Origin of the sequence: Achromobacter marplatensis (assembly GCF_002209535.1) — a bacterium.
Classification (GTDB): Bacteria; Pseudomonadota; Gammaproteobacteria; order Burkholderiales; family Burkholderiaceae_B; genus Achromobacter; species Achromobacter marplatensis.
In genome coordinates this window covers 628,404-642,299 of the sequence record NZ_NJIG01000001.1, presented here as the reverse complement: position 1 = coordinate 642,299, position 13,896 = coordinate 628,404, and the positions used below count along the sequence as shown (strand labels likewise).

The window sequence follows — 13,896 nt, the reverse complement described above, 5'->3', positions numbered from 1 at the left end:
GGCGGTCATCCTCAGTGCGACCTAGGAGCAGCAAGAGTCAATGACGCGAAAGCCGGACCATCGGGGGCCGACTCCGGGCGGGAGTATAAATAGGATCCATTTGCAAGTAAATAGGCGCCAAAATGGTTGCCAAGTTAACGCAAATCGTTGTTATGTGAACGTTTTTCCCCGTTGGAAACGCTCAGCAGGACGTACCGTCGGCTGCTGTAAAGCGGAGCAATCACGCCCGGAATGCGGTCGCGAATGTCCGCCAGATCGCCCTTCTCGACCGCCAGCAATACCCGGCCGCCTTGCTGCGGCAACACGTCGCGCACGCTTTCCCGCGGCACGATGCCGGCGTTGCCTTGCGAATAGAAGCGGGCCGAAAACGGCCGGCTGTCGACGAAATAAAGCCGTTCCCCCGCCTGCATCTCGGCCTCGGCGCGGGCGATCAACTGTTTTTCCGTCTTGAAGCGGTTGGGCTGCACGACGGACAAGGTGCCCAACACCACCGCCGCCGTGGGCACCAGCATCAGGCATCCCACGGCGACCCGGCGCGGCAGAACCGAGTTCAGCCGGCTAAGGCTCACGCCAATGCCCAGCGCCACCGGCGGCAGCGCGGGCAGCACATAAGTCCAGAGAATGTTGCCCGACAAGGTGAAGAACGCGGGCGTGGCAACTGCCCATGCGAACAGATAGGACGCCGTGGGCGAACGGCCGAACATCCGAATCCGCGCTACGAACTCGCCGCGCCGCTCACGTAGCAGCAGCCACAAGCCCAGCGGGCTCCAGGGCAGCGTCGCCAACACCCAATCCAGCCAGATCGCGCCATACGGCCGGCTGTGCGCGGAGCCGTAACGGTCGCCCGTCCAGCCCGGGTCAATGAAACGCAACACGTGTTCGCCCACGATGAAATATTCCAGGAACCCAGGCGTCTTCCACTCCGCAAGCAGATACCACGGCAGCGTCAACGCTAGCGTCAAGGCGGTTCCGCTGACCCACGGCAATGCGCGCAGATACCGGCGCGCATTGCCGTGCCAGAGCAGCCACGGCAGGATCGCGCCCGTCATCAAGACAAGCGTCAACGGTCCTTTGGACAGCAATCCGATGGCCAGCCCGATGAACAGTCCATAGCGCCAGAACCATGACGAAGCTTCGGGCGCCAGGAGGAACGACGCCATGCTCAGCGTGATGCCCAGCGCCAGGAACGGGTCGGTCAGCACCGCACCCGCCGCGACCAACGGCAGCAGCATGGTGCTGAACACCAGCACTGCCCATCTGGCAGCTCCAAGCGAAAACAGGCGCCGGCCCAGTTCATGCAAGATTGCCAACATGCCCAGCATCGCCAGCCACGACGGCAGGCGCAGGCTCATCTCGCTCATTCCGAACCAGGCGCCGGAGGCGGCCTGGGCCCAGAAGGCCAAAGGCGGCTTGCCCCAGAAGGGTTCGCCCGGCGCGAACCAGGGCGTGATCCAGTCTCCGGATGCCGCCATGATTCGGGCGATCTCGGCGTAGCGGGGTTCCGACGTATCTGCGAAGGGCATCACCGCCATGGCCGCCAATCGGATGCCCAGGATGACGCCCAGGCCGGCAAGAACGGCTTTAGCGGTCAAACGCATGGTGACGCACGTCAAGCGGGGAGCTGGACTGCAGCTCGGTGACCGGCGTCGCGCGGCTGCTGCGCACGTCGCGCACCAGGTACACCGGCCGTTGCTTGGCTTCCAGATAGGTCTTACCCACGTATTCGCCCAATAGCCCGATGGTCAGCAGCTGCACCCCGCTCATGAACGTGATCGTCGCCATCAGCGACGGATAACCCGCGACGTCATCGCCATACATCAAGGTCTTGAAGATGACGGCCACGCCCAGCAGCCCGCCCAGGATCGCCGCGATCGCGCCCGCGCCGGTCGCCCAGCGCAAGGGCGCCGTTGAAAACGACGTGATGCCTTCCATCGCCAGGCGGAACAAGGCGAAGTAATTCCATTTGGTCGTGCCGGCCGCGCGCGGGACGCGGTCGTAGTCGATGATGCGGGTGGGCATGCCCACCCACGCGTACAGGCCTTTCATATAGCGGCAGCGTTCGGGCAGTTTCAACAGTGCCCGCACTGCCCGCCGGCTCATCAGCCGGAAATCGCCCGTGTCGGCGGGGATGGCGGCCCGGCTAAGGCGGTTCAGCAGGCGGTAGAACGCGTAAGCAGAGGCGCGTTTCAGCCAGCTCTCCCCTGCCCGGCTGCGTCGGCGCATGCAGACGACGTCCGCCCCTTCCTGCCAGGCCCGCACCATTTCGGGAATCAGTTCCGGCGGGTCCTGGAGGTCGGCGTCCAGCAGGATCACCGCGTCGCCTTCGGCATGGACGATGCCGGCCGTCATGGCCGCTTCCTTGCCGAAATTGCGGCTTAGCCGGACCAGTTTCAATGACGGTTCGGTCGCCAGCATGCCCAGCAGATAGTCAGCGCTGCCATCGCGGCTGCCGTCGTCGACAAAGACGATTTGGTACGGCAGGCCCAAGCCGTCCAGCACCCGGCGCACGCGCGCCAGGCACAGGGGCAACACCTCGCGTTCGTTCAGAAAGGGAATGACGACCGATAGCGACGGCAAGCGCGCCGCGGGATCAAGTTTTCGCATGGGCGAGCTCCTCTTCCTCGGGGTCCCGCCGGTGCACCAGGCGGTAAAGCGCAGGCAACACCAGCAGCGTAAGAATGGTGGACGAAATGATGCCGCCGATCACGACGGTCGCCAGCGGCCGCTGGACCTCGGCCCCCGTCCCCATCGCGATCGCCATGGGCACGAAGCCCAGCGAGGCGACCAGCGCGGTCATCAGCACCGGACGCAGCCGGGTCAACGCGCCGATGCGCACGGCCTGATCGATGCTCTTGCCTTCGTCGCGCAGCGAACTGATGAAGGACAGCATCACCAGCCCGTTCAGCACGGCCACGCCGCACAGCGCGATGAAGCCGACGGCCGCCGTGATGGACAGCGGAATGCCCCGCATCCATAGCGCGATCACGCCGCCCGTCAAGGCGAACGGGATGCCGGTGAAGACCACCAGCCCGTCCTTGACGTTGCCGAACATGGCGAACAGCAGCGCAAACACCAGCAGCAGCGCCGCCGGCACCACGATCTGCAGCCGCTTGGCCGCCGACTGCAGCTGTTCGAACGTGCCTCCCCACGATGTCCAGTACCCCGAAGGCACCTTCACCTGTTCGCCAATGGCCGTGGAGGCGTCCGCCACGAACGACCCGAGATCCCGGCCGCGCACGTTGGCGCTGACCACGATGCGGCGCTTGCCGTCTTCGCGCGAGATCTGGTTGGGGCCCGGCGCCAGGTCAAACGACGCTACCTCGCTGAGCGGGATGTACGCCGTTTGTGCCTGCCCATCGGCCTTGGGCAAGGCCACCGGCAGCTTACGCAGTGCTTCCAGGTTCTCGCGCACGGATTCCGGCAGGCGCACAACGATGTCAAAGCGCCGGTCGCCCTGGAAGAAGGTGCCCGCCTCGCGTCCGCCGACCGCGATGGCGATGGTGTCCTGCACGTCGCCCAGGCTGAGTCCGTAGCGGGCCGCGCGCGCCCGGTCGATGTTGACGGTCAGCATGGGCAGGCCCGTGGTCTGCTCGACCTTGACCTCGGAGGCCCCAGGCACCTTCTGCAGGACTGCCGCGATTTCCGCCGCGGTCCTGTTCAGCACGTCGTTGTCGTCGCCGAAGACCTTCACCGCCACGTCGCTGCGTACGCCCGAAATCAGTTCGTTAAAGCGCAGCTGGATGGGTTGGGAGAACTCATAGTTGTTGCCGGGCACCTGGGCGGCTTCGGCCTGGATGCCCGCCAGCAGCTCGGCGTGCGTCTTGCGCGGCGTGGGCCATTGGTCCACGGGCTTGAGCATGATGTAGCCGTCAGAGATGCTGGGCGGCATGGCGTCGGAAGCGATTTCCGCCGTGCCGGTGCGGGCGAACACGCGCTCGATCTCGGGGAACTTGTCCTTCAGGCGCTTTTCGATCTGCTTTTGCATCTCGACCGACTGCGTCAGGCTGGTGCCCGGAATGCGCAGCGCCTGGATCGCCATGTCGCCTTCGTTCAGGTTCGGGATGAATTCGCTGCCCAGGCGCGAGGCCAGCACGCCGCACAGCACCACGAACAGCGTCGCGCCGGCCAGCACCAGCGGCGTGCGGCGCAACGCCCCTTCCAGCAGCGGCTCGTACCGGCGCTTGGCCCACAGCATCAGCCGGTTTTCCTTTTCGGACACCTTGTTGCCCATGAACAGGGCCACCGCCGCCGGCACGAAGGTTACCGACAGGATCATCGCGCCCAGCAAGGCCAGCACCACGGTCAGCGCCATCGGGTGGAACATCCGCCCTTCCACCCCGCTCAGCGCGAAGATCGGCAGGTAGACCACCATGATGATCAGTTGGCCGAACAACAGGGGCCGGCGAGCCTCGCGCGCCGCCGCGAACACCTCGTGGAACCGTTCGGCGCGCGTCAGCGGTCGCCGGTGGTGTTCCTGGGCGTGGGCAAGGCGCCGCACGCAGTTCTCCACGATCACGACCGCCCCGTCCACGATGATGCCGAAGTCCAGCGCGCCCAGGCTCATCAGGTTGGCGCTGACCTTGTAGGCGACCATGCCGGTGAAGGTGAACAGCATCGACAAGGGGATGATCATGGCCGTGATCAGCGCCGCCCGGATATTGCCCAGGAAGACGAACAGGATGACGATGACCAGCGCCGCGCCCTCCAGCAGGTTCTTCTTGACGGTAGAGATGGCCTTGTCGATCAGGTTGGTGCGGTCGTACACGGTCACCGCCTTCACGCCCTGCGGCAGCGACTTGTTGATGGTGTCCAGCCGCGCGGACACGGCTTGCGAGACGCTGCGGCTGTTTTCTCCGATCAGCATGAACACCGTGCCCAGCACGACTTCTTCGCCGTTGTCGGTGGCCGCGCCCGTGCGCAGTTCGCGCCCGATCCCGACGTCGGCGATGTCGCGGATCCGGATGGCCTGGCCCTGCACGGAAGTCAGGACGATGTCCTTGATGTCGTCGATCGAACGGACCTGGCCCGGCGCGCGGATCAGGTATTGCTCGCCATTGCGCTCGATGTAGCCCGCGCCCACGTTGGCGTTGTTGCGGTCCAGCGCGGTCATCACGTCCGCCAGCGTCAGGCCGTAGGACGCCAGCCGCTCGGTGCTGGGCGCCACCTGGTATTCCTTGGCGTAGCCGCCGATGGAATTGATTTCGGTCACGCCGGCCAGATTGCGCAATTGCGGCTTGATGACCCAGTCCTGGATTTCACGCAGGTCGGTCGGCGTATAGGCCGTGCCGTCCTCCTTGCGCGCGCCCGGGTCGGCTTCCACCGTCCAAAGATAGATCTCGCCCAGTCCGGACGATATCGGGCCCATGGTCGGCGTTACGCCTTCCGGCAGGCTTTCCCGGGCTTCCTGCAGCCGCTGGTTGACCAGTTGCCGGGCGAAATAGATGTCGGTGCCGTCCTTGAAAATGACGGTGACTTGCGACAAGCCGTAGCGCGACGTCGAGCGGGTCTGCTGCAGCCCGGGCAGGCCCGCCATGACTGTTTCGATCGGATAAGTGATGCGCTGCTCGGTCTCAAGCGGCGAATAGCCCGGCGCGCCCACGTTGACCTGGACCTGGACGTTCGTGATGTCGGGCACGGCGTCGATGGCCAGCTTGGAATAGTTGTAGACGCCGATGGCGGCCATGCCCAGGGTGACGAACAGCACCAGCCAGCGTTGTTCGATGGCGAAACGGATAAGGCGTTCAAACATGCTTGGCTCCGGCTCAGTGCGCGTGATCGGCGCTGGCTTTGCCCAGCTCGGATTTCAGGACGAAGGCGTTGCGGGTGACATACCGCGTGCCGGCTTCCAGGCCCGCCAGCACTTCAACCTGATCGTCCGACTGCTTGCCCAGCGTGACGGGCTGCGCCTGGAAACCGCCGGGCACTTCGACAAACACCGCCGGCCGGTCTTCGATCGTCTGCACGGCCTCGGCGGCAACGGCCACTGCCGCGTCAGAGGTCTGGACCACGACGTTGACCGACACGAACAGGCCCGGACGCCAGGCCATGTCGGGGTTGTCCAGCGTGACGCGGGCGGTCGCGGTGCGTGTCTGCTGCCCCAGCAGCGAACCGATGTATGACACCTTGCCGTCCGCGGTTTCGGTGAATGCCGCCGAGGCGACACGGGCCCGTTCGCCCACCCGCACGTCCTGCAGGTCCTTGGGCGCGATCACGAATTCCGCCCAGACCGTGCGCATGTCCGATAGCGTGAAGATGCTGGCGGTGTCGGCCAGCGCTTCGCCCAGCGCAATATGTTTTTCCACGATGACGCCGTCGAACGGCGCCCGGATTTCCAGAATGCCCAGGTCTTTGGACTGGGGCGATGCGCCCGCCGTGCGCAATTTCTGCTCGGCGTTCTGGACGGCGATGCGCGCTTCTTCCAGCGCGGTACGGGCCTGTTGATAGTCCTGCTCGGCCGACACCTTTTCTTGCCAAAGCCGGCGCTCGCGCTGATGGTTCTGCGCCGCCAGGTCGCGCCGCTTCACGGCCGCCAGCCATTCGCTACGCAGTTCGGACAAGCCCGCGCTGGAAATCGTGGCCAGCAGATCGCCCTTCCTGACCTGCTGGCCCAGGTCGGCCGACACGCTTTCCACCACCCCCGCCATGCGCGGCACGACGTGGGCGGTGCGGTCGGCGTTGAACTTGATTTCGCCCGGGAACGCCGCGGACCGGGCCAGCGTGGCTGGCGCGGCAACGGCCACCTTGATCCCCGCCACCGCGATCTGTTCGGCCGATAGCGTCACCTTCCCCTCTTCTTCATTTCCGGTTTCGTCGTGGTCGGCCTCTCCCTCGGCGTGGCCGTGGTCCGCGTCTTTGACGGATTGCGCGGATGGGCCGGGTTTGGCCGGCGCATCCGCCCACGCGGCGCCCGCCGGGCCCAGCAGCAGGCCGGACAAGACGGCGACAGCCAGCGCGTTGCGCGCGCGGACGGATTCAATTCGATGCTTTGCCATGGGTAGGGTTCTTTTCAACGTCCAAGAATGCGGTCGATTTCCGCGGAGGCCTGGTAGGCCGAAGCCAGCGCCGTCAGGTAGGCGATGTTTCCCTGGGACAGCGTGCGCTGGGCGTCCAGCACCTCCAGGAAGCCGAACTTGCCGGCTTCGAATCCTTTGCGTGCGGCGTCATAGGCCTGGGCCGCGCCCGGCAGCACGGCGCCCCGGTACTCGCGGGCCGATCCCACCGCCAGGTCGAACTGCGACACGGCCTGCAGCAAGTCGCCCGTCAGGCGCGCCGCCAGTTCGCGATAGGTGTCTTGCGCTTTGTAGGCCTGCATCGTGGCCGCATAGACGTTGCCCTGGTTCCGGTCGAACAGCGGCAGCGGAATCGATACGCCCAGTTGGGCCTTGTTGCGGCCGGCCTCGTTGTCACGCGCCACGCCCGCGCTCAACGTGATGTCCGGATAGCGCTTGCTCTTTTCGACTTCCAACTGCGCACGGCCCAGGTCCACGGCCAGCCGGCCGCCTTGCATCAACGGCGCATCGCCCAGGGCCGCGCTCAGTTCGTCGAGCGAACCGCGCTGAGGCAAGGCGTCCAGATTGCCGTCGACGCTGTCGAAGTCGGGCTGGGCGTTGCCCCATAGCAAGCCCAGCTTGCGTCGGGCGGCTTCCAGCGCCGCGTCTGCCGTGCGGGCCTCGATGCGCGCATTGGCCAGCTCCACCTGGGCCTTGCTGCTTTCCAGCGGCGGCGCCTTGCCTGCCGCCACGCGCCGATCGGCCAGGCGCAATGCGCTATTGGCAATATCCGCGTTGCCGCGGGCGACGCGCACGGCCTCCTGCGCCACGGCCGCTTCGAAGAATGCGGCAATCACCGCGGACCGCAGGCCGGCGCGCGCGGCCGACAGGTCGCGCTGCGCGATATCCCGCGACAGGCCGGCCGCCTTGATGCGCGCGCCGCGCTTGCCGCCGGTTTCGATCGGCACGCTCAGCATCGTGGTCGTGGTGCGCGTGGCCTTCTGGGTGTCGTCCACGCTGACCTCCAGCGACGGGTTGGGCAGCACGTCGGCCTGCGTCAGTTGCCCCTCGCTGGCCGCGGCCTCGTTGCGTGCGGCGGCAAAGCCCGGGTTGTTGTCGAACGCGGCGGACATGGCGCGTTCCAGGGTCAATGGCTGTGCCTCGGTGCGGGCAGGCAAGGCGAACGCCGCGGCCAAGGCCGCGACGGCAAGCGGTAAGACGGATAAACGCATGGGTCAACCAACGGAGACAGCCTGCGGCGATGCCAGGCGGGGATCAAGAGGATGGGTGTGCCGGCACTGTATCCAGGCGCCCTCGTCAAAATCTCGACCGCTACATGACATTTCTGTAAGGTTCGCGGCATTACGAATTCGTAATCAGGGTGTTTGCGAATTGACGAACTTGAATTCGTAAAGTGTCTCCACCGTTTCACAAACAGCGTGTAGGCGCTGGCCAGGCAACCGCCGCCAGTCCGACACACGCATCGAGGAGATTCCTGATGAAGACCCGTATCGCCGCCACCCTCGCTTTGACCGCCCTGATCAGCGTGCCCGCTCTGGCCAGCGCCAACAATGTCTGGCACCAGACGGACACCGAGATCGGCTACGCCATCGCCCCCGAACACGCGGCCAACGGCAAATCCCGTGATCAGGTCGAGGCCGAGCTGGCCGAGGCGAAAGCCGACAAGCGCCAATGGTTCCTGACCTATCGCAACCTGCCCAAGCCCGCCTGGGCCAAGCAGGCCACCTCGCGCACCCGCGCCGACGCGCTGGCCGAGGTCGAAGCCGTCACGCCTGCCGAGCGCGCCCGCCTGGCGGACATCTATACGCCGGGCTGATTCCCGCCAGGCCTGAAACGCCGTGCCTTCGGCGCGGCCGCTGACCCGGCGGCCGCCGCCCGCTCTTCCCACCCGAATGCGCCGTAAAATCGGCACGGACGCCCCATGCGCGCCGATCGCCCGCCGGCCCCGGCCGCCGGGCCATGGCGGCATGGCGCTGCCGCCCATGCCCCCCTCTTCCTGGCCCCCATGAAAGTCCTGGTAATCGAAGACGAGAAAAAGCTGGCCGAATATCTGCGGCGGGCACTGACCGAACACAACTACGTGGTCGATGTGGCGCACGACGGCGTCAACGGCCTGCATCTGGCCCGCGAAGGCCTGTATGACCTGATTCTGCTGGATGTGATGCTGCCCGGCATGGACGGGTTTTCCGTCCTGCGCGACATCCGGGCCTTCTCCCGCACGCCCGTCCTGATGCTGACCGCGCGGGACAAGATCGAAGACCGGGTCAAGGGGTTGCGCGACGGCGCCGACGACTATCTGGTCAAACCCTTTGCGCTGTCTGAATTGCTGGCCCGCGTGCTGGCGCTGGGCAGACGCAGCGGGCATCAGCATACGGAGACTCGGAGCCAGAACCTGTTGCGGGTCGACGGGCTGGAGCTGGACCTGCTGCGCCGCCGCGCCAGCCGCGATGGCGTGCGCCTGGACCTGACCGCCAAGGAATTCACTTTGTTGGCGCTGCTGATGCGCAAACAGGGCGAAGTCCTGTCGCGCCTGGAACTGGCAGAACAGGTGTGGGACATCAATTTCAACAGCAACACCAACGTGGTCGAAGTCGCGGTGCGACGGCTGCGCGGCAAAATCGACGACCCGTTCGAGAGAAAGCTGGTGCACACCGTGCGCGGCATGGGTTATGTGCTTGAGGTCCGCGAAGACTGATGCCCGCCGTTCGCCGCCCCCGCTCGCTGCGCCGCTGGCTGTCGCGCTGGCTCGCCATCCAGACTTTCCTTGCGTTGGGCCTGGTGTGCATCGCGGTCTATTACGCCACCAACCTCAACCTGAGCTATCGCCAGGACGCCCTGCTTCAGCAGAAGGTCGAAGTCATCCGCCACCTGGTCGACGAGAACCGCGGCAACGGCGACTCGACCCGATTGCGCCACAAGCTTGACGACTTCTTTTACGGACGTCCGGACTTCTCGCTGGAACTGGAGATCGACGGCGAGAAAGTCGCCTACGGCAGCCCGATCAGCCGCGACAACGACGTCGACCACGACCGCCGCATCACCTTTTCGCTGCCCCACCCCAGCACCCCGGGCGATTCCATGAGCGCGGAACTGGTGCTGGACATCACGCCAGACATCCGGTTGCGCCGCGCCCTGGCCTGGACCCTGTTCGGCTGCGCACTGGTCGGCGCCATCGTGGCCGCCAAGGTCGCCACGATGCTGGTCCGTCGGGGGCTGGCGCCCTTGGATGCCCTGGCCACCCAAGCCGCCCAGTTGTCGCCCGACCGCATCGGCGAACGGCTGGACGAAAGCGGCCAGGCCGACGAAGTCCGCCCGCTGGTGCGCCAGTTCAATGCGGTGCTGCAACGGCTTGAGCGCGCCTACGTCCAGATGGAAGGCTTCAATGCCGACGTGGCGCACGAAATGCGCACGCCGCTGGCTACCCTGATCGGCGAAACGGAACTGGCGCTGAAGACCCGTCCGTCTCAGGACGCCCTGCGCGAGATCCTGGGGTCCAACCTGGAGGAACTGCACCGGCTGTCCAGCATCGTCAACGACATGCTGTTCCTGTCGCAAGCCGACCGGGGCGCGCAGGCTCGCGCCACCTGGGAGGGCGATCTGGCCGGCGTGGTCGAGGAAGTCGGTCAGTACCACGAGGCGGAAGCCCTGGAGGCCGGGCTGCAGATTCGCGTCCTGGGTGGGGCCACCGCCGCCATCGACCGCCGGCTGTTCCAGCGGGCCGTGTCGAACCTGGTGTCGAATGCAGTCCGCTATGCCGACCAGGGCAGCGTGATCGACATCAGCGTCTCCCAACGCGGTGCGCGCGAAGCGCAGATCGCCGTACGCAATGCCGGCGAACCCATACCGCCGGAGCATCTGCCGCGCCTGTTCCACCGCTTCTACCGCACGGACGAGGCCCGGGGGTTCGACGGCGACCATCACGGGCTGGGCCTGGCCATCGTGGCCGCCATCGCCCGCATGCACGGCGGAAGCAGCTTCGTGCGGTCCGAAGGACGGACGACCGTCATCGGCTTCACCGTGTCGACGCCGCCGGCCGGCGACGCCGCGCACGACATTACAGAAAACTAATCTGCCGGTCCGCTTCCTGTCGGGGGCCCCTCCATAGACTTGTTGGTACGCCCAACTCGTTCCATGGAGAAACAATGAACCGTCCGACTCAACGCCTTTCGATGCTGCTGGTCCTTGCCGTGTCTGTCGCTGCCGCGGCCCCCGCCGTGCAGGCCGAGCCGAAGACCCGCGAACAGGTCGTCGCCGAGCTGCAGCAGGCCAAAGCCGCAGGCCTCGTCACTTACGGCGAACAGGATTACCCGGCCCAGGTCTACCAGCCGTCATCCAAGACCCGCGCAGAAGTCCGCGCCGACCTCCGGCTCTGGACCAAGGCCGGCCTGGCCGAGCTGCATCGTGGCGAATTGGAACCCGATGTGTTCGGGCTGGACTACCGCACGCGGTATGCCGAGTACGTGCGGATGCGCACGGGTCCCGAATACCAAGAGGCGCTTGAGCTTGAGCGCGGCCTGGCCAACCCCAACCGGTGAATGCCATGACGACGATCTCTCGCCCCCTGATTCTGGCGCTGGCGCTTGCCGCTTTCGGCGCAACCGCTCAAGGCCAACCCCTGGCGCCCGCGACGCACGCAGCGCCTGCTGCCGTATTGGCCACCTGCGACGCCTCACCCGAACGTCTGGCGAGCTACCGCAGCATGCAGGAAAAAGGCATGAAGACCCGGGCTGAGGTCCGCGCGGACACGATGATCTGGAAACGCGCCGGCATGGAAGAACTGTTCCGCGGACGTCAGCGGCTGGACACGTTTAACCCGGTGTACCGGCAGCGCTATGCGGACTACCTGCGGATGCGCAACGGCCAGGAGTACGCGGCCGAACTCTGCCGGCAGCTGGCCAGCTAGGCAATCCCGGCCGCGCGACCCAGCCTAGGTTCCCGCGTATTCCTTCAACACCCGCACGAAACGCTGCGCGTGGCGGCTGGGCGCATCGAATCGTGACCGCACCAGGCTCAACGCCAGCGGAATCGATTCGCGCAGCGGCCGCACGACCAGCCCGGGCCAACCGTCTTGCCCGACCGAGAACTGGTCCACGATCGCCACCCCGGCGCCCGCCCGCACCAGCGCGCAAGCCAGCTCGGCTCGGACGATGTCAACCGACGCGGTCCAGGCCACGCCGGCCCGCTGAAACGCCGCCGCCACCAATTGGCCGAACGGGATGTTGCGGCTGTATAGCACCAGGCGATACGCGGCCAGTTCGGCCAGTCCAACCTCCGCTTGGGCTGCCAGCGGATGGCCCGTGGGCAGGATGCAGACCATTTGGCCTGTGGCGAACGGTTCGACGATCAGATTGGGGTGGTCGATGGGCAGTACCGACACGGCCAGTTCGGCCTTGCGTCCCAAGAGCTCGTGCCCCATGTCCGCCAGCAGCGTCGTGTGGTACTTCAGCCGGACGTTCGGATAGCGCTCCAGGTATCGCGCCATGACGGGCGGCAGGAAGTTCAGCCCCAGGCTGGGGCTGGAGCACAAGGTCAGCGCCCCTTCCGGGCGCGCCGCCAGGTCCCGCGCAAATTCATCGATGCGCAGCGCCTCTTCAAACAGCGGCCCCACTTCCTCGAAGAGCCGGTGCGCCTCGGGCGTGGGCGTGAGCTTGCCTTTGTCTCGGGCGAACAATTGCAGGCCCAGGCTTTGCTCGGTATGCGCAATCAGCCGGCTGACCGCCGGCTGCGACACGAACAGCAGCTTGGCCGCCCCGTTCATCGATCCGGTCAGCATCACCGCCCGAAACACCTCCATCTGCCTCAGTTTGAACCGCATTGCCCTGTTCCGATAATCAATTGTTATATCCCCCGGCCAACTTAGCATAAGAGGAAATCCCGCCGCATCGGTAGCATCCAGAGTCGTCGCCGGGCACCGTTCCGGTCGTTTCGATAAAGGGATTGCATGACGTTGAAACTGGGATTCATCGGCCTGGGCATGATGGGCCTGCCGATGCTTGAGAACCTGGCGGGCTTGGAAACCTTCCGCATCCACGCCTACGACCGCGATCCGCAGCGGTTTGATCGCCTGAAGGCGCATCCCGCCTGGGGACGCACGCTGCTGCCGGCCACCGGCCTGACCGACCTTGCCGACTGCGAGGTGGTCATCACGATGTTGCCCAATAGCGCGATCACCAACGCCGTCATTGAGGGCGGGCAAGATTCGCCCGGCCTGGCGGCCCTGCTGCCGCGCGGGGCCACCCTGATCGACATGGGCTCGTCCAATCCCGCCGACACCCTGCGGCTGGCGCCGCTGCTGCAGGTAGCGGGCATCACGCTGATCGACGCCCCGGTATCCGGCGCGGTCGCCAAAGCCGCCAACGGCACGCTGGCGATCATGGCGGGCGGTCTGGCCGACGACCTGGAACGCGTGCGGCCGATCCTGTCCCGCATGGGGGCCACGCTGATCCATACGGGTGCGGTGGGCTCGGCCCACGCCATGAAGGCGCTGAACAACTATGTCTACGCGGCCGGCCTGCTGGCGGCCAGCGAAGCGATGCTGATCGCCCAGGGGATGGATCTGGACCCCGCCATCTTCACCCAAGTGCTGAACGCGTCCAGCGGCCGCAACGTGGCCACCGAAACAAAGCTGGCCCAGTTCATCGTGCCGCGCACCTTCAATGGCGGTTTCGCCCTGGCGCTGATGGCCAAAGACCTGCGCACCGCGGACAGCCTGCAACAACTGTCGGGCGTACCGGCGCCGCAACTGTCGCTGTGCACCGGCCTCTGGCAGCAGGCGTTGCAAGCCCTGCCCGCCGCCGCGGACAACACGGAGATCTACCGTTATCTGGAAACGCGGCACGGCGCGGGTTGAACGCGCAGCAACACCCCTATAACAAAGGCACATCCG

At 66.1% G+C, this 13,896-nt stretch carries 12 protein-coding genes; 6 read left to right on the top strand and 6 right to left on the bottom strand.

Going from position 1 to position 13,896, the window contains the following annotated elements; translation table 11 throughout:
- Positions 1-134 precede the first annotated feature (134 nt).
- The 5 genes from CEY09_RS02805 to CEY09_RS02785 are packed head-to-tail and all read right to left on the bottom strand — an operon-like array spanning position 135 to position 8,221.
- Positions 135-1,598: an ArnT family glycosyltransferase gene (locus tag CEY09_RS02805; RefSeq protein WP_088587445.1), complete on the bottom strand. Its 1,464-nt coding sequence runs from the start codon at positions 1,596-1,598 to the stop codon at positions 135-137.
- Positions 1,582-2,604: a glycosyltransferase family 2 protein gene (locus tag CEY09_RS02800; protein WP_088587444.1), complete on the bottom strand. Its 1,023-nt coding sequence runs from the start codon at positions 2,602-2,604 to the stop codon at positions 1,582-1,584. Before CEY09_RS02800 ends, CEY09_RS02805 begins: the two co-directional genes overlap by 17 nt.
- On the bottom strand, positions 2,591-5,749 hold the full coding sequence (locus tag CEY09_RS02795; RefSeq protein WP_088587443.1) for a CusA/CzcA family heavy metal efflux RND transporter: 3,159 nt from the start codon (positions 5,747-5,749) through the stop codon (positions 2,591-2,593). Before CEY09_RS02795 ends, CEY09_RS02800 begins: the two co-directional genes overlap by 14 nt.
- Before the next feature lie 13 nt (positions 5,750-5,762).
- A complete protein-coding gene (locus CEY09_RS02790) occupies positions 5,763-6,992 on the bottom strand; it encodes an efflux RND transporter periplasmic adaptor subunit (protein WP_088587442.1) in 1,230 nt (409 codons plus the stop codon).
- A 14-nt stretch (positions 6,993-7,006) separates the two neighbouring features.
- Positions 7,007-8,221: a TolC family protein gene (locus CEY09_RS02785; protein WP_088587441.1), complete on the bottom strand. Its 1,215-nt coding sequence runs from the start codon at positions 8,219-8,221 to the stop codon at positions 7,007-7,009.
- A 266-nt stretch (positions 8,222-8,487) separates the two neighbouring features.
- On the opposite strand from CEY09_RS02785, the gene CEY09_RS02780 reads away from it, so the two are divergent.
- The 5 genes from CEY09_RS02780 (at position 8,488) to CEY09_RS32365 (ending at position 11,913) form a co-directional block, all read left to right on the top strand.
- The gene (locus tag CEY09_RS02780; protein ID WP_006222053.1) at positions 8,488-8,826 is read left to right on the top strand and encodes a DUF4148 domain-containing protein; all 339 of its coding nucleotides are present in this window, start codon (positions 8,488-8,490) and stop codon (positions 8,824-8,826) included.
- Positions 8,827-9,015: 189 nt separating this feature from the next.
- Positions 9,016-9,705, top strand: coding sequence for a heavy metal response regulator transcription factor (locus CEY09_RS02775; protein ID WP_006222054.1), 690 nt, complete (start codon positions 9,016-9,018; stop codon positions 9,703-9,705).
- Positions 9,705-11,078: a heavy metal sensor histidine kinase gene (locus CEY09_RS02770; RefSeq protein WP_088587440.1), complete on the top strand. Its 1,374-nt coding sequence runs from the start codon at positions 9,705-9,707 to the stop codon at positions 11,076-11,078. The genes CEY09_RS02775 and CEY09_RS02770 overlap by 1 nt, the downstream gene beginning before the upstream one ends.
- A gap of 74 nt (positions 11,079-11,152) precedes the next feature.
- Positions 11,153-11,545: a DUF4148 domain-containing protein gene (locus CEY09_RS02765; RefSeq protein WP_088587439.1), complete on the top strand. Its 393-nt coding sequence runs from the start codon at positions 11,153-11,155 to the stop codon at positions 11,543-11,545.
- 5 nt (positions 11,546-11,550) lie between these two features.
- Positions 11,551-11,913 (top strand): hypothetical protein, encoded by a 363-nt coding sequence (locus tag CEY09_RS32365; protein ID WP_208625034.1) that lies wholly within the window; start codon positions 11,551-11,553, stop codon positions 11,911-11,913.
- 24 nt (positions 11,914-11,937) lie between these two features.
- Here CEY09_RS32365 and CEY09_RS02755 read toward each other — a convergent pair whose 3' ends face one another.
- Positions 11,938-12,825, bottom strand: a complete 888-nt coding sequence (locus CEY09_RS02755) for a LysR family transcriptional regulator (protein ID WP_006222058.1) — start codon at positions 12,823-12,825, stop codon at positions 11,938-11,940.
- 126 nt (positions 12,826-12,951) lie between these two features.
- Here CEY09_RS02755 and CEY09_RS02750 point away from each other — a divergent pair, with 126 nt between their 5' ends.
- Entirely contained in the window at positions 12,952-13,860 is a 909-nt protein-coding gene (locus CEY09_RS02750) for an NAD(P)-dependent oxidoreductase (RefSeq protein ID WP_088587438.1), read from the top strand.
- Positions 13,861-13,896: the final 36 nt, after the last annotated feature.